Genomic DNA, 18,533 nt, shown 5'->3' with positions numbered 1-18,533 from the left:
TACTTCTTAATGAAAGAAGCGGTGCGTACGGGACTCGAACCCGTGACCCCATGCGTGACAGGCATGTATTCTAACCAACTGAACTAACGCACCAGAATTTCAATTTATTAATCTGCATCTCTCTCGATTGCGGGTGCAAAGGTAGTTGTTTTTTATAAATCTGCAAGCGTTTTGAGAAAAGTTTTTTTCAAGAAAAAACGATAAAAATGCTTAGTGTCTCATTTTGAGTACTTTTGTAATGAAAAAAATATTGTTTTTTTTCTCTTCGGATAGTGACGCTATCCGGTTGTTATAGTGACGCCATCACGATAGGATAGCGTCACTATCCGAAGTCAATAGCGTCACTATCCTGAAGTTTGTCATTCTATTCATAGAAAATAACTCCCGATATCTTTCTATCTGTAAGAAATCACCGTTTTTATATCAACTTTCTGCTTGAATAATTCGTAATTTTGCAATAAATCGTTATTTTTGCGGACTAAAATAAGAAAGGTGGAAAATTATCCGCCTAGAATCGTTAATTAGTAAAAAGAATGATGACAACAGCCAAACTGTTATTGCACTGTCCCGACAAACCGGGAATCCTTGCGGAAGTGACAGACTTTATTACGGTAAACAAAGGAAATATTATCTATCTGGATCAATATGTAGATCATGTAGAGAACATATTCTTTATGCGTATTGAATGGGAACTGAAAGACTTTCTGGTTCCGCAGGAGAAAATTGAAGATTATTTCAGAACTCTCTACGGGCAAAAATATGAAATGGATTTTCGCCTTTATTTCTCTGATGTAAAACCACGTATGGCTATTTTCGTTTCCAAGCTGTCACATTGTCTTTTCGATATATTGGCACGATATACAGCCGGAGAATGGAATGTAGAAATACCTCTTATTATAAGTAACCATCCGGATTTGCAGCATGTAGCAGAGCGGTTCGGAATTCCTTTCTATCTGTTTCCTATCACAAAGGAGACGAAAGAAGAGCAGGAGCGTAAGGAGATGGAACTGCTTGCCAAGCATAATATTACATTTATTGTATTGGCGCGCTATATGCAGGTAATTTCCGAGCAGATGATTAATGCTTATCCGAATAAGATTATCAATATCCACCACTCTTTCCTTCCTGCGTTTGTAGGAGCGAAGCCTTATCATGCGGCATTCCAGAGAGGTGTGAAGATTATCGGTGCAACCAGTCACTATGTAACGACTGAACTGGATGCAGGACCGATTATTGAGCAGGACGTGGTGCGTATTACTCATAAAGACGCCATTGAAGACCTTGTAAATAAAGGAAAGGATTTGGAAAAAATCGTTCTTTCGCGTGCAGTACAGAAGCACATTGAGCGTAAAGTTTTGGCTTATAAAAATAAAACAGTAATATTTAGCTGATGAAAGTAGCAGTTGTAAAATACAATGCCGGCAATATTCGTTCTGTGGATTATGCTTTGAAGCGGTTGGGTGTGGAAGCGGTGATTACTGCTGATAAAGAAGAACTCCAATCGGCAGATAAAGTTATTTTCCCCGGAGTGGGAGAGGCAGAAACTACCATGAACCACTTGAAAGCAACGGGACTGGACAAACTGATAAAAAATCTCCGTCAGCCTGTATTTGGAATTTGTCTCGGTATGCAGTTGATGTGCCGGTATTCCGAAGAAGGAGAGGTCGATTGTTTGAATATCTTTGATGTGGACGTGAAGCGTTTTGTTCCGCAGAAACATGAAGATAAAGTGCCGCACATGGGATGGAATACCATTGGAAAAACGAATAGCAAATTGTTTGAAGGATTCACCGAAGAAGAGTTTGTCTATTTTGTACATAGCTTTTATGTGCCTACCTGTGACTTTACTGCTGCTACAACAGATTATATTCACCCGTTTAGTGCTGCATTGCATAAAGATAACTTTTATGCCACCCAGTTCCATCCGGAGAAAAGCGGTAAGACGGGAGAAAAGATTCTGACGAACTTTTTGAATCTATAATAAACTATGTTGCCGTTTATAATAAACTCCATCATAATTTATAATAAACTTTTAGCAAATAAATAATAGATGATAGAAATTATTCCAGCCATTGATATTATTGACGGAAAGTGCGTACGTCTTTCCCAGGGAGATTATGACAGTAAGAAAGTATATAACGAAAATCCGGTGGAAGTTGCCAAGGAGTTTGAAGCGAACGGTGTTCGCAGGCTTCATGTAGTAGATCTGGACGGTGCTGCTTCTCATCATGTAGTCAATTATCGGGTGTTGGAACGGATTGCTGCGCACACTTCTCTCGTTATCGATTTTGGTGGTGGAGTAAAGAGTGATGAAGATTTGAAAATTGCTTTTGAGAGTGGAGCACAGATGGTTACAGGTGGAAGCATTGCGGTGAAAGACCCGGAATTGTTCTGTCATTGGCTGGAAATATATGGCAGTGAAAAAATCATTTTGGGGGCAGATGTAAAAGATCATAAGATAGCCGTCAACGGTTGGAAAGACGAAAGTGCCTGTGAGCTTTTTCCATTTCTTGAAAATTATATGGATAAAGGTATACGCAAAGTAATCTGTACGGATATTAGCTGTGACGGAATGTTGAGTGGGCCTTCTATTGATTTATATAAGGAGATGCTGGCAAAATTCCCTGACCTCTATCTGATGGCTAGTGGCGGGGTGAGTAAGGTGGATGATATTGTTGCTTTGGATGAAGCTGGTGTTCCCGGAGTTATTTTCGGTAAGGCATTATACGAAGGACATATCACCTTAAAAGATTTGAGAATCTTTTTATAATTAGCGTACCAGAATGAAATGGCTGTTTATATTATAAATGGCTACCTTATTATAAGAGGAAACAAAGAATCAAACTTCAGGGATATAGATTATAAATTGTTGAACAATAAATAAAAGTAGAATTGTGTTAGCAAAAAGAATAGTACCTTGTCTGGATATAAAAGACGGACAAACCGTGAAAGGAACGAATTTTGTCAATTTGCGCCAAGCCGGTGATCCGGTAGAGTTAGGCCGCGCTTACAGTGAACAAGGAGCAGATGAACTTGTTTTCCTGGATATTACTGCAAGTCATGAAGGACGTAAGACTTTTACGGAATTGGTAAAACGGATTGCTGCTAATATCAATATCCCATTTACGGTAGGTGGCGGAATCAACGAATTAAGTGATGTGGACCGCCTGTTGAATGCAGGGGCGGATAAGATCTCTATCAATTCTTCCGCTATCCGTAATCCTCAATTGATTGACGAGATTGCAAAGAATTTCGGTTCGCAGGTTTGTGTGTTGGCAGTAGATGCCAAACAAGCCGAAAATGGTTGGAAATGTTACTTGAATGGAGGACGTATCGAAACAGATAAAGACCTGTTCGAGTGGACAAAAGAGGCCCAGGAACGCGGAGCAGGAGAGATTCTCTTCACAAGCATGAATCACGATGGTGTAAAGGCCGGTTATGCAAATGATGCACTTGCCGCTTTGGCGGATCAGCTTTCCATTCCTATCATTGCTTCGGGAGGTGCGGGCTGTAAAGAGCATTTCCGCGATGTCTTTTCACAAGGAAAGGCAGATGCTGCATTGGCTGCCAGCGTTTTTCACTTCGGAGAAATTAAAATTCCCGAATTAAAATCGTATCTTTGCGGCGAAGGAATTACCACTAGGTAATTGCTGCGTAGCAAAAATTAGCCTTTAGGCTGCGGCGAAGGAATTACCATCAGGGGGTGAGGCACCCCGGCCGGGTTTCCATGCTGATGAATAATCTATTTAGATAAATAGAATAAGATATTTGCAAAAAAAAACTCCATAGGCGAATAGATCATAATTGTAAATTGGAATAGTAATTAGAACTTATATAAAAATGGAATTGGATTTCGATAAAATGAACGGACTCGTTCCGGCTATCATACAGGACAACGAGACACGTAAAGTCTTGATGCTAGGCTTCATGAATAAAGAAGCTTATGATAAAACGGTAGAAACCGGAAAAGTTACATTCTTTAGCCGTACCAAGAATCGTTTGTGGACAAAAGGCGAAGAAAGCGGTAACTTCCTTCATGTGGTATCTATAAAGGCCGATTGCGACAATGATACACTACTGATTCAGGTAAACCCGGTAGGTCCCGTGTGTCATACTGGTACAGATACTTGTTGGGGTGAGAAAAACGAAGAACCGGTTATGTTCCTGAAAGCATTGCAAGATTTCATTGACAAACGTCATGAAGAAATGCCCGAAGGCTCTTATACTACCAGTCTGTTTGAGTCGGGAATCAATAAAATAGCTCAAAAAGTAGGTGAAGAAGCTGTAGAAACAGTAATCGAAGCAACAAACGGTACTGACGAACGTTTGATCTACGAAGGAGCCGACCTTATTTATCACATGATTGTATTGCTTACTTCAAAAGGCTATCGTCTCGAAGACCTTGCACGTGAATTGCAGGAAAGACACAGCAGTACATGGAAGAAGCATTAAACAATTAAAATTTAATAATTAAAAATTAAAACGGGAGTCAGCATGGATGACGAGGCGTTGATTCAATATAAGAACGTAGAAATCCATCAACAGGAACTCTGTGTGCTAAGCGATGTAAATCTGGAACTGCACAAAGGAGAGTTCGTCTATTTGATCGGAAAAGTAGGCTCGGGAAAAACGAGTTTGCTCAAGACTCTGTATGGCGAACTGGACGTAATTGACGGTGAAGCGGAAGTGTTGGGTTATAACATGCGTTCTATCAAACGTAAGCATATCCCGCAACTGCGTCGGAAATTAGGCATTGTCTTTCAGGATTTTCAGTTGCTCACAGACCGTACTGTATATAATAATCTGGAATTTGTGCTTCGTGCCACAGGCTGGAAAAACAAACAGGAAATCCAAGACCGCATTGAAGAAGTGCTTCAATTGGTGGGAATGTCCAACAAAGGTTATAAGCTCCCGAACGAGCTTTCCGGTGGCGAGCAACAGCGCATTGTGATTGCACGTGCCGTACTCAATTCTCCGGCTATTATTCTGGCGGATGAACCGACCGGAAATCTGGACGTAGAGACCGGTAAGGCTATTGTAGAATTGTTGCACAATATCTGTGAATCCGGTTCATCCGTAGTGATGACAACGCACAATTTGCAATTGCTGAAAGAGTATCCGGGCAGGGTATATCGTTGCGCCGACCATCAAATTGTAGATGTGACAGCCGAATACATGCCCAGACAGAGAACAATAGAAATAGATTTAAATATAGATAACTAAAACAGTAACGAAAATGAAAGTTTTAAAGTTTGGAGGAACTTCCGTAGGTTCTGCTCAGCGCATGAAGGAAGTAGCCAAATTGATTACCGATGGTGAACAAAAGATTGTTGTTCTCTCTGCTATGTCAGGAACAACAAACACATTGGTGGAAATTTCGGACTATCTGTATAAGAAGAATCCGGAGGGTGCCAACGAGATTATCAATAAGCTGGAAGCAAAATATAAACAGCACATTGATGAACTTTTTGCAACCCAGGAATATAAACAGAAAGGTCTTGAAGTTGTCAAATCCCACTTCGACTACATCCGCTCCTATACTAAAGACCTTTTCACTTTGTTCGAAGAGAAAGTGGTTTTGGCACAGGGAGAGCTTATTTCTACGGCGATGGTAAACTTCTACCTGCAGGAATGTGGCGTGAAGTCCGTGTTGCTTCCAGCTTTGGAATTCATGCGTACTGACAAGAACGCAGAGCCGGATCCTGTATATATTAAGGATAAATTGCGCGCACAGCTCGATCTCTATCCGGATACAGAAATCTACATTACGCAAGGTTTCATCTGCCGCAATGCTTACGGTGAGATAGACAATCTGCAACGTGGTGGTAGTGACTACACTGCTTCTTTGATTGGAGCCGCAGTAAACGCTTCTGAAATCCAGATTTGGACAGATATCGACGGTATGCACAATAACGACCCGCGTATTGTTGACAAGACCGCTCCGGTTCGTCAGCTTCACTTCGAAGAAGCAGCCGAGTTGGCTTACTTCGGTGCAAAAATCCTGCACCCTACCTGCATCCAGCCTGCTAAATATGCCAATATCCCTGTTCGTCTGTTGAACACAATGGATCCGGAAGCTCCGGGCACACTGATTTCCAACGACACGGAAAAAGGTAAAATCAAGGCAGTAGCCGCAAAAGAAAACATTACTGCGATCAAGATCAAATCCAGCCGTATGTTATTGGCTCACGGTTTCCTGCGTAAGGTATTCGAAATCTTCGAAAGCTATCAGACGTCTATCGACATGATCTGTACTTCAGAGGTAGGTGTATCTGTAACAATCGATAACACGAAGCATCTTAACGAGATTCTGGATGACTTGAAGAAATACGGAACAGTAACCGTTGATAAAGAGATGTGTATCATCTGCGTTGTAGGTGACCTTGAATGGGAAAATGTCGGTTTTGAAGCGAAAGCTCTTGATGCGATGCGGAATATACCGGTGCGAATGATCTCGTTCGGAGGAAGTAACTACAATATTTCCTTCCTCATTCGGGAGTGCGATAAGAAAGTAGCTTTACAGTCGTTGAGTGATATGCTTTTCAACGACAAATAAATCCACAAATAACACGAGCGCTTTTACCGAACTGATAAAAGCGCTCTTTTTTAACCAACTAAACAAGTTTTTCGAATTATGAAGGGAATATTTCCAATCGATAAATTCCGCACTTTGCAGACACCTTTCTATTATTACGATACCAAAGTGCTGCGTGATACATTGTCGGCTATTAACCAGGAGGTTGCCAAATATCCTAATTATTCAGTGCATTACGCTGTTAAAGCCAATGCCAACCCGAAAGTACTTACCATTATCCGTGAGAGCGGAATGGGAGCCGATTGTGTGAGCGGCGGAGAAATCCGTGCCGCTATCCGTGCCGGATTCCCTGCCGATAAAGTTGTTTTCGCAGGAGTCGGCAAAGCAGATTGGGAAATCAATCTCGGACTGGAGTATGGCATCTTCTGTTTCAATGTCGAGTCTATCCCCGAACTGGAAGTAATCAATGAATTGGCTGCTGCTCAAAATAAGATTGCTAATGTTGCTTTCCGTATCAATCCCGATGTCGGCGCACATACACATGCCAATATAACTACCGGTTTGGCAGAAAACAAATTCGGTATCAGTATGCAGGACATGGACAAGGTGATAGACGTAGCACAAGAGATGAAAAACGTAAAGTTTATCGGTCTTCACTTCCACATTGGCTCGCAGATTCTGGATATGGGTGATTTTGTAGCCCTCTGCAATCGTGTCAATGAGTTGCAGGACAAACTGGAAGCACGAAGAATCCTGGTAGAACATATCAACGTAGGTGGTGGTTTGGGTATTGATTACGGACACCCCAACCGTCAGGCTGTCCCGAATTTCAAGGATTACTTTGCTACCTATGCCGGACAATTGAAATTGCGTCCTTATCAGACATTGCATTTTGAACTGGGACGTGCAGTGGTAGGTCAGTGTGGTTCTTTGATATCCAAAGTCCTCTATGTAAAACAAGGAACACGGAAGAAATTTGCCATCCTTGATGCAGGTATGACCGACCTGATCCGTCCGGCTTTGTATCAGGCATTCCATAAAATGGAAAATATAACTTCCGAAGAACCGTTGGAAGCCTACGATGTAGTAGGACCGATCTGTGAATCGTCAGACGTTTTCGGAAAAGCGATTGACTTGAACAAAGTGAAGCGTGGTGACTTGATCGCCCTTCGTTCTGCCGGTGCGTACGGTGAAATAATGGCTTCCGGATATAACTGTCGTGAACTGCCGAAAGGATATACTTCCGACGAATTGGTGTAAGTAAAAAATGAACTGCTATAATCAAAATGTGAATGTAGTTTAAAAATATAGGGTGCATGGAACAATTTTAACTGAAAGCGTGTTATTTTTGTAATGAGTTCAAAAAGAAACTACATTAACAACTTAATAAAAAAATACGATTATGATTTCAGAAAAATTACAGAATGCAATTAACGAACAGATTACTGCTGAAATGTGGTCTGCTAACCTGTATTTAGCAATGTCTTTCTATTTTGAGAAAGAAGGTTTCAGTGGTTTTGCTCATTGGATGAAAAAACAATCCCAAGAAGAAATGGGACATGCTTATGCAATGGCAGATTATATCATCAAACGTGGAGGAACTGCTAAAGTGGATAAAATAGATGTTGTTCCTAACGGATGGGGTACACCTCTCGAAGTATTCGAACACGTTTACAAACATGAATGTCATGTTTCTCAATTGGTGGACAAGCTGGTAGACGTAGCAGCTGCTGAAAAGGATAAAGCAACACAGGATTTCTTGTGGGGATTTGTTCGTGAACAGGTAGAAGAAGAAGCTACAGCGCAAGGCATTGTTGATAAAATCAAGAAAGCCGGTGATACCGGAATTTTCTTTGTAGATTCACAATTGGGACAGCGTTAATGATGCTACTCTGAAAAAATAGTTCTTTATATAGAAAGAAGCTACTCGAAATTTCTTCAAGTAGCTTCTTTTTTTTCACTTATTTGGCTCGTATCTGGAAATAAACTACCTTTGTATTAAGAGTCAGAGAGAAATTAATCCCGATTATTATAAATGAATGGTGTGAACAGAGGAATTTTTAGATTGCTCCCTATATTTTTATTGCTCTTTTTGGGGGTGAGCAGTTGTTCTCAAAAAGAGGAACGGCGTATTTTAGTTATCCACTCTTATGAGGAGACTTACGCGGCTTATCCGGAATTTAACCGGATGATAGCGGAGCAATTTGAGAAAGAGAAAATAGATGCTGATATCCGTACCGTTTATTTAGATTGCGAGTCCTACTGGGAAGAACCGGAGTTGGAACGAATGCGTTTTCTGGTTGATTCCGTTTCGAAAGACTGGCGGCCGGAAGTGATTCTGGTGAATGAAGATCAGGCTACCTATTCATTGATGAAATGTGGGGTTCAGTTGGGCAAAGAAGTACCTGTGGTTTTTGGTGGTGTCAATTACCCGAATTGGGGATTGCTGAAACGCCATCCTAATGTGACGGGTTTCCATGATAAGATTGCCTTTAATGAAAATGTCAGTGTGGCAAAAGAACTTTTCGGTGAACACGTCCGGTTGTTTACCATGCTCGATACTACTTATATCGATAAACAAATCAGAAGAGATGCAAAGGAACAGTTTAAAGGTCATAAAGTGACCGGATTCATCGATAACCCCGAACTTTCTCCTGAAGAACAGATACGTTTGACGCAGGAAGAAGGTTATACTCGTTTCATGGCTATTCCTTTGCGTAATGCCAGAAATCATTCGGACGCCACCTTTATGTGGGTGTTGAACAGAAGCTACCGAGATCAATGTTATATTCAGCTGAAACGGGATTATACTACCATTAATATTGGAAGCATCTGTGGCAGTCCCAGTCTGACAGCCATCAATGAAGCCTTCGGGTTTGGTGAGAAGTTGCTGGGTGGATACATCACTTCGTTGCCTATTCAGGTGGAAGAAGAGGTGAAAGCAGCCGTTCGTATATTACACGGTGCGAGTCCGGCGGACATGCCTATTGTTGAAAGCCGGAAAGAATATGTTGTTGATTGGAATACAATGACGCAAATAGGTTTGAGTAAGGAAAGTATTCCTGCTAAATATCGTATTATCAATATTCCGTTTAGTGATAAATACCCTTTGTTGTGGGGAATTTCAGTCGCATCGTTCATTCTTATACTAATTATTCTTTTCGCTTCTCTTTGGTGGCTATACCTTCGGGAACAGATGAGGAAAAAGCAGGCTCTTATAGCATTGGCTGATGAAAAAGAAACATTGTCATTAGCCATTGAGGGTGGAATGACGTATGCTTGGAGATTGGATAACGGTTGTTTTGTTTTTGAAGATGCATTCTGGGCGTCGCAAGGGTTAAATCCCAGACAACTTTCGTTTAAGGAATTCATGAGCTTTATCCATCCCGACCATTGGGAAGGAGTGAAGTTCAACTGGCGAAATCTGAAAAGTGCTCATAAAAAGATTGTGCAGGAGCTTTGTAACTTCGACGGCAAAGGCTATCAGTGGTGGGAGTTCCGTTATACCACCAAACAGCTACCCGGAGGCGAATATAAAACCGCAGGTTTGTTGCTTAATATACAGGATATAAAAGATCGTGAAGAAGAATTGGAAGCAGCACGCTTATTGGCTGAAAAGGCGGAATTGAAACAATCATTCCTCGCAAATATGAGCCATGAGATACGTACTCCGCTTAATTCAATCGTTGGCTTTGCCAATATACTGGCATTGGAAGATGGATTGAGTTCCGTAGAACGCGAAGAGTATATCAGTACTATTAACAAGAACAGCGAGTTATTGCTCAAACTGATTAATGATATTTTGGAACTTTCCCGTATCGAATCAGGATATATGTCTTTCTCATTCAAGAGATGCAAGGTGAGAGAGTTGATTGACGATATCTATATGACACATCAGGTTCTGATTGCTCCACATTTGGAATTCCTGAAAGAAGTGGATGATACACCTTTGGAAATCAATGTGGACAGAGAGCGCTTGATACAAGTCCTGACAAACTTTCTGAATAATGCCGGTAAGTTTACGGAAACCGGATATATCAAATTAGGATATAGTTATCTGCCGGATGAAGGCAAAGTGCAGATTTATGTAGAAGATACCGGAAGAGGGATTCCACGAGAAGAACAACGGATGATTTTCAGCCGTTTCTACAAACAAAACGAATTTTCGCAGGGAGCAGGATTGGGACTTTCTATTTGTCAGGTGATTATAGAGAAGCTGGGTGGAAAGATCGAACTCAAGTCCGAAGTAGGCAAGGGAAGCCGTTTTACGGTTATTCTTCCTTGCCGGGTGGTATCTTGATAATGATAGACTTTAACGGGAATACGAACAATCTTATTTCTTGTGTTTCCCTTTCTCCATCGTTCCCAGGTAAATCTCCAGTGAACGGGTGGAAATTTGTATTTCGCGGAAAGATACGCCTAAAGAAGCTATCAGCAGAATCAATGCCAATCCGAATACATAAGCAGAGAATAATTGAAGCCCGATATAAATAAGGAACATGCTGACTACACAGAAAAAAAGGCTTGCAATACCTAGTCCTTGCATCCTACGGGTCAGGTTCAATCGTTTCCGTAGATTCTCGATTTGTGCTTCGGTGATATCCGAAGGGTTTTCCATGTAGCGGTCACGCAGTTGGCGCACAAGTTGGGCATACGATAAGAAACGGTTGGTATAAGCCAGCAATATCAATGAAACTGCCGAGAAAAGTAGGGCAGGAGTAGTGAGAGTCAATTCTTCCATAATCTATTTTTTATAGTCAAGTAGCGGTTCAAAATTCATTTTATAAAAGAGAATTTTTTGGCACGGGTTACACGGATTTCACGGTTTTAGAAATATGCTTGCATAAAGCAGCAGCGTAATCTGTGTAATCCGTGCCTAAAAATGGATGCTGCAAGTAAACCTTGCCCCGGAGTTATTCCGCTTTCAGCACATTAAGCTCTTTGCCTACCTTGATAAAGGCAGCGATGCACTTGTCAAGATGTGCTTTCTCGTGCCCTGCAGAGATTTGCACACGGATGCGTGCCTGATCTTTCGGCACTACCGGATAATAGAAACCTGTCACATAGATGCCTTCCTCCTGCATACGTGCAGCGTAAATCTGGGACAACTTCGCGTCATACAACATAACGGCACAGATAGCGCTTTGTGTCGGTTTGATATCAAATCCGGCAGCTGTCATCTTATCACGGAAGTAGTTTACATTCTCAACAAGTTTATCATGTAATGCATTGCTCTCTTTCAGCATTTTGAAAACTTCAAGGCTGGCACCAATGATGCCCGGAGCCAAAGAATTCGAGAACAGATACGGGCGGCTGCGTTGACGAAGCAAATCGATAATCTCTTTACGACCGGTGGTGAAACCTCCCAGTGCACCGCCAAAAGCCTTACCTAATGTTCCGGTATAAATATCTACCCGTCCATGAGTCTTATACAACTCGCTTACTCCATGCCCTGTGGCACCTACCACACCGGCAGAGTGTGACTCGTCCACCATTACCAGCGCATCGTATTTCTCGGCAAGATCGCAAATCTGATCCATCGGAGCTACATTTCCGTCCATAGAGAACACACCGTCCGTCACAACAATACGGAAACGTTGTGCCTGCGCTTCTTGCAGACATCTTTCCAAGTCCTTCATGTCAGCGTTGGCATAACGGTAGCGCTTTGCCTTGCAAAGACGTACTCCGTCAATGATAGAAGCATGGTTCAGAGAATCCGAGATGATGGCATCCTCTTCAGAGAAAAGCGGTTCGAATACGCCGCCGTTGGCGTCGAAACAAGCAGCATACAAGATCGTGTCTTCCGTTTGGAAATACTCCGAGATGGCAGCTTCCAGTTCTTTGTGTATATCTTGCGTTCCACAAATGAAGCGGACGGACGACATTCCGTAGCCACGGTTGTTCATCATTTCCTGCGAAGCCTTAATCAATCGCGGGTGATTGGATAATCCTAAGTAATTATTTGCACAGAAGTTCAGCACTTCCTTACCTTTTACAGTGATGGCAGCTTGCTGCGCACTTTCAATCAGTCGTTCTTCTTTATAAAGTCCGGCTTCCTTGATTTCAGCCAATGTTTGGCAGAGATATTCTTGCATTTTACCGTACATAGTGTTTGGGTGATTAAGTTATATTGCAAAGGACACAATTTTTCTTGGAATAACAATGTCTTTTTGATTAAAATCTGAAAAAAAAGTGCTTACTTTGCGCACTATTTAAGCTTGATATTCTAAGTCAGAAGAAAAAATGGAACACATTTTGATTATTGGAGCTACCGGACAGATAGGGTCGGAGCTAACGATGGAGCTACGTAAACGTTACGGAAATGCAAATGTAGTAGCAGGTTATATTCCGGGTGCAGAGCCTAAAGGGGAATTAAAGGAGTCCGGACCGTCAGCAATTGCTGATGTAACGGATGGAGAGGCGATTGCATCTGTGGTAAAAGAGTATCACATCGATACAATTTATAATTTGGCTGCTCTGCTGTCCGTAGTTGCCGAGTCGAAGCCCAAGCTGGCCTGGAAAATAGGTATCGATGGATTATGGAATGTATTGGAAGTGGCACGCGAACAAGGATGTGCAGTGTTTACTCCGAGTTCTATCGGTTCGTTTGGCGCTAGTACGCCTCATACGAAAACACCGCAGGACACTATTCAGCGTCCGCGCACCATGTATGGAGTCACCAAGGTAACGACCGAGCTGCTAAGTGACTACTATTTTAATAAATATGGTGTCGATACACGTGCTGTCCGTTTTCCGGGCATTATTTCGAATGTGACCCCTCCGGGAGGAGGTACGACCGATTATGCTGTCGATATTTATTACTCGGCGGTGAAAGGAGAAAAATTTGTGTGCCCCATTAAGCAAGGCACTTTGATGGATATGATGTACATGCCGGATGCGCTGAACGCAGCAATTACGCTGATGGAAGCTGATCCGACAAAATTGATACACCGAAATGCTTTCAATATCGCCTCGATGAGTTTCGACCCGGAGACGATTTATCAGGCTATCAGGAAGCATGTGCCGCAGTTTGAGATGATCTATGATATAGATCCTTTGAAACAGCGCATTGCCGATAGCTGGCCCGATAGTCTGGATGACACCTGCGCTCGTGAAGAGTGGGGCTGGAAGCCGGCCTACGATTTGGAAAGCATGACGGTAGATATGCTTGAAAAGTTAAGAGAGAAACTAAAATAATGAAAAAACTAATTGTAGGGGTCATGTTGCTCGGTATACTGGGTGCTTGTGGAAACAAGAAAACAAACATTGACCCCTTCGCATCTATCACAAAAGAAGTGGATTCTATCCGGCGGGTAGCCGATTCTATTCACTGTGATGAATCGCCGGAAGATCCGCAACCTATACAGGCAGATGAATCTTTCGATGATTTTATCTACAATTTTGCTTCCGATGACGTGTTGCAGCGTCAGCGTGTGAAATTTCCGTTGCCTTACTACAATGGAGATAAAAAAACGAATATCGAGGAGCATAACTGGAAGCATGATGACTTGTTTACCAAACAGCATTATTATACGCTTCTGTTTGATAGAGAAGAAGATATGGATTTAGTAGGAGATACCTCCCTCACTTCCGTACAGGTAGAATGGGTGTTTGTGAAAACACGAATGGTAAAGAAATACTATTTTGAGCGTATCAAAGGTGCATGGATGCTAGAGGCAATTAATCTGCGTCCCATTAAGCAAAATGATAATGAAAATTTCGTGGAGTTTTTCGGACACTTTGCCGCAGATAGTCTTTTTCAGAGTAAGCGTGTGTGTGAGCCTCTGGCTTTTGTAACCACCGATCCGGACGATGATTTCTCTATTCTGGAGACCACCCTCGATCTTAATCAGTGGTTCGCTTTTAAACCGGGACTTCCTGCCGATCGTCTTTCTAATATCAATTACGGGCAGCGGAATGACGATGATTCGCCAACGAAAATTCTGGCGTTGAAAGGTATCGGTAATGGTTTTTCCAATATCCTCTATTTCCGTCGCAAAGCCGGGGAATGGGAATTGTATAAGTTTGAAGATACAAGCATTTGATGCAGGTAGTAATACGCTACAAGAAATAGCCTTGCTGTTAATGATATAACAGTATTTGCCGGCTTATAACGAATAATGATATAACTTATAATTAAAAATATATGTATTCTCTTTTACCCTACAATACATTCGGTATTGATGTCAGTGCCGCTCGTTTTTTAGAGTACACTTCGGTTGAAGAACTGAAGAAGCTGATTGTGCAAGGTGCCGTTACGACACCTTTTTTGCATATTGGTGGTGGCAGTAACCTGTTGTTTACCAAAGATTACGACGGGTTGATATTGCATTCCCGCATTGAAGGAATCGAAGTGACGGAAGAAGATGACCGCTTTGTATCAGTGCGAGTGGGAGCAGGGGTAGTATGGGATGACTTTGTAGCCTATTGTGTAGAGCATGGATGGTATGGAGCAGAGAACCTGTCGCTGATTCCCGGTGAGGTGGGGGCAAGTGCAGTGCAGAATATCGGAGCCTATGGCGTTGAGGTGAAAGATCTGATAACGGCTGTGGAAACAGTGAACATTCAAGCTGAAGAACGCGTTTATTTAGTAGAGGAATGTGGATATACCTATCGCAACAGTATCTTTAAACGTCCGGAAAACAAAGCGACCTTTGTCACTTATGTTCGTTTCCGATTGAGTAAAGAAGAGCATTATACATTAGACTATGGCACCATTCGTCAGGAGCTTGAAAAATATCCGTCGTTGACACTTTCTGTTGTTCGGAAAGTGATTATTGCTATTCGCGAGAGCAAGCTGCCCGATCCGAAAGTGATGGGTAATGCCGGTAGTTTCTTTATGAACCCCATTGTGCCGAAAGAAGAACTGGAAGCCTTGCAACAGGAATATCCCCGCATACCCTACTATGAGCTGGCCGACGGCCGCGTAAAAATTCCGGCAGGATGGATGATTGACCAATGCGGTTGGAAAGGAAAAGCCTTGGGACCGGCTGCCGTGCATGATAAACAAGCACTGGTGCTGGTGAATCGTGGCGGAGCAAAAGGTAGTGATATTATTGCACTTTCAGATGCAGTTCGGGCTTCTGTTCGTGAGAAGTTCGGTATTGATATCCATCCGGAAGTCAACTTTATAAATTGAGAATAAACAAGTGAAAGTAAGAATTATAGGAAGTGGAACATCGACGGGAGTACCTCAAATCGGCTGTACATGTCCGGTTTGTACTTCTTCCGATCTGAAAGATAATCGATTGCGTGCCTCTGCTATTGTGGAGACAGATGACGCGCGGATTCTGATAGATTGTGGTCCCGATTTCCGGACACAGGTATTACATCTCCCTTTTGAGAGGATAGATGGTGTGCTCATTACGCACGAACATTATGACCATGTAGGCGGACTGGATGATTTACGTCCGTTTTGCCGGTTCGGTTCCGTGCCTATTTATGCGGAAGATTATGTAGCGCAGGGATTGCGTTTGCGTATGCCCTATTGCTTTGTCGACCATCGTTATCCGGGTGTTCCCGATATTCCTTTACAGGAAATTTCGGCGGGGCAATCCTTTTCTATAAATCACACGGAAGTGCTTCCTCTGCGTGTGATGCATGGCCGACTGCCGATTCTGGGGTATCGTATCGGGCAGTTGGGGTATATCACTGATATGTTGACCATGCCCGAAGAATCCTATGAACAATTGGCAGGAATAGATGTTTTGGTAATGAATGCGCTTCGGATCGCCTCGCATCCTACTCACCAAAATTTGGAAGAAGCATTGGCGGTGGCCCGACGTATTCAGGCAAAGAAGACATACTTTATACACATGAGTCATGATATGGGCTTGCATGCGGAGGTTGAAAAGAACCTTCCGGAAAATATTCACCTGGCGTTCGACGGATTGGATATCTATGTTTGATTATCGGTGAAATTTTTAGCAAAAGTTTTGTTTTCTTTGTAGAAATTATTATTTTTGCACCTAGCCGATAAACAGCGAATATTATGAAACTTCGTACGATAGTGAAAATAGCGATCACATCTTCTGTTGTACTTTTGTGCTCAGGTTTCGCATTGTACTCTTTTTTTAGACTGTCAGCAGCTGAAGGGCAGAAAGACTTTAATCTTTATGAACTGGTGCCATCCACAACTTCAGCAGTATTCGTTACTGATGACGTGCTCGAATTTGTAGCAGAAGTCGATGAGCTGACTTGCAGTAAAAATCAGCAATATCTTTATGTATCCAAACTCTTTTCTTATCTGAAACAGAGTCTTTACGCCCTTTCAGAAGATACTCCCCACGGTTTAAGCCGGCAAATGAATCAAATGTTGATTAGTTTCCACGAGCCGGATAACGAACGTAATCAAGTGCTCTATTGTAGATTGGGAAATGGGGATAAGGAGTTGGTAAACAGATTTGTACGCAAATATATATCCTCACTTTATCCGCCGAAAACATTTATTTACAAAGGAGAAGAGATAATTATTTATCCAATGGCGGACGGTGATTTTCTTGCCTGCTATCTGACATCCGATTTTATGGCATTGAGCTTTCAGAAAAAACTGATTGAAAACGTTATTGATGCGTATAAAAGTGGAAAATCATTGGCTGATGATTCTACCTTTACAGGAATACGTGCTCCGAAAAAAAGTGCGGCGGCCGCTACCATCTATACCCGTATGCAAGGGATGATGGGATGGACGGAATTTGACATGAAAATGAAAGATGATTTCATCTATTTCTCCGGCATCACTCACGATGCAGACACTTGCTTTGCGTTTATAAACCAGCTTCGCCAGCAGCAATCCGTCAAGGGATTTCCGGGAGAAGTGTTGCCATCTACTGCTTTCTATTTCAGCAGGCAAGGGATTACGGACTGGGTGTCTCTACTTTCTTATGGAAATGCCCAGGGACAGAGCGTGCCTGCCCGCACGAGTGAAGTGCAAAATAGGGATAAAGAGTTTTCACGCTATCTGATGGAAAATGCCGGGCAGGATTTGGTTGCCTGTCTCTTTCAGCGTGAAGATACTTTGCAGGGTGCAGCGGCAGTCTTGAGCCTGTCGGTGGCAGATGTAACGGAAGCCGAGCGAATGCTTCGTGCTCTTGTTAATGCCGCTTCGGCGGACGAAGGAAGAAGAAATCCGCGTATAACTTTTTGTTATACTGTAAATAAAGCATATCCTATCTATCGGTTACCTCAAACAACATTGTTTGAACAACTAACCAGTTTTGCGGAACCAACTTTGGATGTATATGCAGCCTTCTATGGCGGGCGCTTGTTGCTCGCTCCTGATGCGGATGCTCTCGCGCATTATATTCGCCAACTGGATAAAGGTGAGGTGCTCAATGGAGCGATGGTCTATCAGACAGGCATGGATCATTTGTCCGATTCCTACCATTTTATGCTGATGGCGGATTTCGACCACATATTCCAACAATCAGAAAATCACGTTCGTTTTGTACCGGATTTCTTTCTGCGCAACGCCGACTTCTTCCGTCATTTCACCCTCTTTGTTCAGTTTGCCTGTGCAGATGGAGTGGTATATCCTAATATTGTTTTGAAATATAAATCAGAATAAAAAATCATCGTTTGTCTGCGATCATTTTTCTGAAAACCTCCATAGCTTTTGGCTGGATTATCCATAAACTTTGCCTGCTTCCTCCATACATTTTCAAGATGCTGTTTATCGTTTTTTTTGCTCCATTGACCCATACTTTTTTGTGTGCGTTCTGCTTTTGGAGAAACGCCTTTTTGTTTTTTTTCTTTTTGCATTTTTGCCGTTTTTATATGTGTGCTTATAATAGTCCTATGGTCAGCTTATTATGAGTGATTTTAACATTTGAATCTGTAAAATATACAGAAAAATTCACAGAAAATACGTAAAATATACAGAAAAATTCATCCCCCATTATAAACAAAGAAATAAATAAAAAAACTTCTTCTTCTGAAGATGAAAAAGAAGAAGAAAAAGATTTGTTTTTTTCGGGAGAAAAGGAGATAAAAAAACTCC

The 18,533-nt window shown here is 42.1% G+C and carries 19 protein-coding genes and 1 tRNA gene; 15 read left to right on the top strand and 5 right to left on the bottom strand.

Translation table 11 applies throughout. The features are described 5' to 3' along the window. Positions 1–19: 19 nt before the first annotated feature. A tRNA-Asp gene (locus tag HMPREF0106_RS13460) sits at positions 20–93 on the bottom strand. 440 nt (positions 94–533) lie between these two features. On the opposite strand from HMPREF0106_RS13460, the gene purU reads away from it, so the two are divergent. The 10 genes from purU (at position 534) to HMPREF0106_RS13510 (ending at position 10,835) form a co-directional block, all read left to right on the top strand. Further along, the gene (purU, locus tag HMPREF0106_RS13465) at positions 534–1,391 is read left to right on the top strand and encodes a formyltetrahydrofolate deformylase (protein ID WP_008771204.1); all 858 of its coding nucleotides are present in this window, start codon (positions 534–536) and stop codon (positions 1,389–1,391) included. Then, the gene (gene hisH, locus HMPREF0106_RS13470) at positions 1,391–1,981 is read left to right on the top strand and encodes an imidazole glycerol phosphate synthase subunit HisH (RefSeq protein WP_009039843.1); all 591 of its coding nucleotides are present in this window, start codon (positions 1,391–1,393) and stop codon (positions 1,979–1,981) included. The genes purU and hisH overlap by 1 nt, the downstream gene beginning before the upstream one ends. Positions 1,982–2,050: 69 nt before the next feature. Continuing rightward, positions 2,051–2,770: a 1-(5-phosphoribosyl)-5-[(5-phosphoribosylamino)methylideneamino]imidazole-4-carboxamide isomerase gene (gene hisA / locus HMPREF0106_RS13475; RefSeq protein WP_004313663.1), complete on the top strand. Its 720-nt coding sequence runs from the start codon at positions 2,051–2,053 to the stop codon at positions 2,768–2,770. 124 nt (positions 2,771–2,894) lie between these two features. Beyond that, positions 2,895–3,647 carry an imidazole glycerol phosphate synthase subunit HisF gene (gene hisF / locus HMPREF0106_RS13480; protein WP_008643433.1) on the top strand — a complete coding sequence of 251 codons (753 nt, stop codon included), beginning with the start codon at positions 2,895–2,897 and terminating at the stop codon, positions 3,645–3,647. 193 nt (positions 3,648–3,840) lie between these two features. After that, positions 3,841–4,452: a bifunctional phosphoribosyl-AMP cyclohydrolase/phosphoribosyl-ATP diphosphatase HisIE gene (gene hisIE, locus HMPREF0106_RS13485; RefSeq protein ID WP_004313661.1), complete on the top strand. Its 612-nt coding sequence runs from the start codon at positions 3,841–3,843 to the stop codon at positions 4,450–4,452. 42 nt (positions 4,453–4,494) lie between these two features. Beyond that, a complete protein-coding gene (locus HMPREF0106_RS13490; RefSeq protein WP_004313660.1) occupies positions 4,495–5,223 on the top strand; it encodes a cell division ATP-binding protein FtsE in 729 nt (242 codons plus the stop codon). 13 nt (positions 5,224–5,236) lie between these two features. Further along, complete coding sequence (locus HMPREF0106_RS13495) at positions 5,237–6,556, top strand: aspartate kinase (protein ID WP_004313659.1); 1,320 nt, start codon at positions 5,237–5,239, stop codon at positions 6,554–6,556. 78 nt (positions 6,557–6,634) lie between these two features. Then, positions 6,635–7,795, top strand: coding sequence for a diaminopimelate decarboxylase (lysA, locus tag HMPREF0106_RS13500; RefSeq protein WP_008643429.1), 1,161 nt, complete (start codon positions 6,635–6,637; stop codon positions 7,793–7,795). A 142-nt stretch (positions 7,796–7,937) separates the two neighbouring features. Further along, positions 7,938–8,417, top strand: coding sequence for a ferritin (locus tag HMPREF0106_RS13505; protein ID WP_004304025.1), 480 nt, complete (start codon positions 7,938–7,940; stop codon positions 8,415–8,417). A 153-nt stretch (positions 8,418–8,570) separates the two neighbouring features. Next, the gene (locus HMPREF0106_RS13510; RefSeq protein WP_009039842.1) at positions 8,571–10,835 is read left to right on the top strand and encodes an ATP-binding protein; all 2,265 of its coding nucleotides are present in this window, start codon (positions 8,571–8,573) and stop codon (positions 10,833–10,835) included. A 33-nt stretch (positions 10,836–10,868) separates the two neighbouring features. On the opposite strand, the gene HMPREF0106_RS13515 is transcribed toward HMPREF0106_RS13510, so the two are convergent. Continuing rightward, a complete protein-coding gene (locus tag HMPREF0106_RS13515; RefSeq protein WP_008025474.1) occupies positions 10,869–11,276 on the bottom strand; it encodes a DUF2721 domain-containing protein in 408 nt (135 codons plus the stop codon). Between the two features lie 172 nt (positions 11,277–11,448). Beyond that, positions 11,449–12,642: a glycine C-acetyltransferase gene (gene kbl, locus HMPREF0106_RS13520; protein ID WP_004313655.1), complete on the bottom strand. Its 1,194-nt coding sequence runs from the start codon at positions 12,640–12,642 to the stop codon at positions 11,449–11,451. 136 nt (positions 12,643–12,778) lie between these two features. On the opposite strand from kbl, the gene HMPREF0106_RS13525 reads away from it, so the two are divergent. The 5 genes from HMPREF0106_RS13525 (at position 12,779) to HMPREF0106_RS13545 (ending at position 18,101) form a co-directional block, all read left to right on the top strand. Beyond that, positions 12,779–13,732: an NAD-dependent epimerase/dehydratase family protein gene (locus HMPREF0106_RS13525; RefSeq protein WP_004313654.1), complete on the top strand. Its 954-nt coding sequence runs from the start codon at positions 12,779–12,781 to the stop codon at positions 13,730–13,732. Then, a complete protein-coding gene (locus HMPREF0106_RS13530; protein WP_004313653.1) occupies positions 13,732–14,580 on the top strand; it encodes a DUF4348 domain-containing protein in 849 nt (282 codons plus the stop codon). The genes HMPREF0106_RS13525 and HMPREF0106_RS13530 overlap by 1 nt, the downstream gene beginning before the upstream one ends. A gap of 101 nt (positions 14,581–14,681) precedes the next feature. Beyond that, on the top strand, positions 14,682–15,674 hold the full coding sequence (gene murB / locus HMPREF0106_RS13535) for a UDP-N-acetylmuramate dehydrogenase (RefSeq protein WP_008643422.1): 993 nt from the start codon (positions 14,682–14,684) through the stop codon (positions 15,672–15,674). Between the two features lie 10 nt (positions 15,675–15,684). Further along, the gene (locus HMPREF0106_RS13540; RefSeq protein ID WP_008643420.1) at positions 15,685–16,443 is read left to right on the top strand and encodes an MBL fold metallo-hydrolase; all 759 of its coding nucleotides are present in this window, start codon (positions 15,685–15,687) and stop codon (positions 16,441–16,443) included. Between the two features lie 83 nt (positions 16,444–16,526). Beyond that, positions 16,527–18,101, top strand: coding sequence for a DUF3352 domain-containing protein (locus HMPREF0106_RS13545; protein ID WP_008643411.1), 1,575 nt, complete (start codon positions 16,527–16,529; stop codon positions 18,099–18,101). Here HMPREF0106_RS13545 and HMPREF0106_RS0124570 read toward each other — a convergent pair. Both HMPREF0106_RS0124570 and HMPREF0106_RS27810 read right to left on the bottom strand, forming a co-directional pair. Continuing rightward, a complete protein-coding gene (locus HMPREF0106_RS0124570; RefSeq protein WP_008643409.1) occupies positions 18,038–18,295 on the bottom strand; it encodes a hypothetical protein in 258 nt (85 codons plus the stop codon). The genes HMPREF0106_RS13545 and HMPREF0106_RS0124570 overlap by 64 nt on opposite strands. Positions 18,296–18,318: 23 nt before the next feature. After that, the coding region (locus HMPREF0106_RS27810; protein WP_232286772.1) for a hypothetical protein at positions 18,319–18,533 on the bottom strand (215 nt) is incomplete at its 5' end.

The organism is Bacteroides sp. D22 (assembly GCF_000163675.1).
GTDB lineage: Bacteria > Bacteroidota > Bacteroidia > Bacteroidales > Bacteroidaceae > Bacteroides > Bacteroides xylanisolvens.
This window is presented reverse-complemented; position numbering and strand designations above follow the sequence as displayed.

Bases quoted from the DNA above. Each gene is read 5' to 3' on its own strand.
- purU (WP_008771204.1), top strand. From the start codon at position 534: ATGATGACAACAGCCAAACTGTTATTGCACTGTCCCGACAAACCGGGA.
- hisH (WP_009039843.1), top strand. From the start codon at position 1,391: ATGAAAGTAGCAGTTGTAAAATACAATGCCGGCAATATTCGTTCTGTG.
- hisA (WP_004313663.1), top strand. From the start codon at position 2,051: ATGATAGAAATTATTCCAGCCATTGATATTATTGACGGAAAGTGCGTA.
- hisIE (WP_004313661.1), top strand. From the start codon at position 3,841: ATGGAATTGGATTTCGATAAAATGAACGGACTCGTTCCGGCTATCATA.
- HMPREF0106_RS13490 (WP_004313660.1), top strand. From the start codon at position 4,495: ATGGATGACGAGGCGTTGATTCAATATAAGAACGTAGAAATCCATCAA.
- HMPREF0106_RS13495 (WP_004313659.1), top strand. From the start codon at position 5,237: ATGAAAGTTTTAAAGTTTGGAGGAACTTCCGTAGGTTCTGCTCAGCGC.
- lysA (WP_008643429.1), top strand. From the start codon at position 6,635: ATGAAGGGAATATTTCCAATCGATAAATTCCGCACTTTGCAGACACCT.
- HMPREF0106_RS13505 (WP_004304025.1), top strand. From the start codon at position 7,938: ATGATTTCAGAAAAATTACAGAATGCAATTAACGAACAGATTACTGCT.
- HMPREF0106_RS13510 (WP_009039842.1), top strand. From the start codon at position 8,571: ATGAATGGTGTGAACAGAGGAATTTTTAGATTGCTCCCTATATTTTTA.
- HMPREF0106_RS13515 (WP_008025474.1), bottom strand. From the start codon at position 11,276: ATGGAAGAATTGACTCTCACTACTCCTGCCCTACTTTTCTCGGCAGTT.
- kbl (WP_004313655.1), bottom strand. From the start codon at position 12,642: ATGTACGGTAAAATGCAAGAATATCTCTGCCAAACATTGGCTGAAATC.
- HMPREF0106_RS13525 (WP_004313654.1), top strand. From the start codon at position 12,779: ATGGAACACATTTTGATTATTGGAGCTACCGGACAGATAGGGTCGGAG.
- HMPREF0106_RS13530 (WP_004313653.1), top strand. From the start codon at position 13,732: ATGAAAAAACTAATTGTAGGGGTCATGTTGCTCGGTATACTGGGTGCT.
- murB (WP_008643422.1), top strand. From the start codon at position 14,682: ATGTATTCTCTTTTACCCTACAATACATTCGGTATTGATGTCAGTGCC.
- HMPREF0106_RS13545 (WP_008643411.1), top strand. From the start codon at position 16,527: ATGAAACTTCGTACGATAGTGAAAATAGCGATCACATCTTCTGTTGTA.
- HMPREF0106_RS0124570 (WP_008643409.1), bottom strand. From the start codon at position 18,295: ATGCAAAAAGAAAAAAAACAAAAAGGCGTTTCTCCAAAAGCAGAACGC.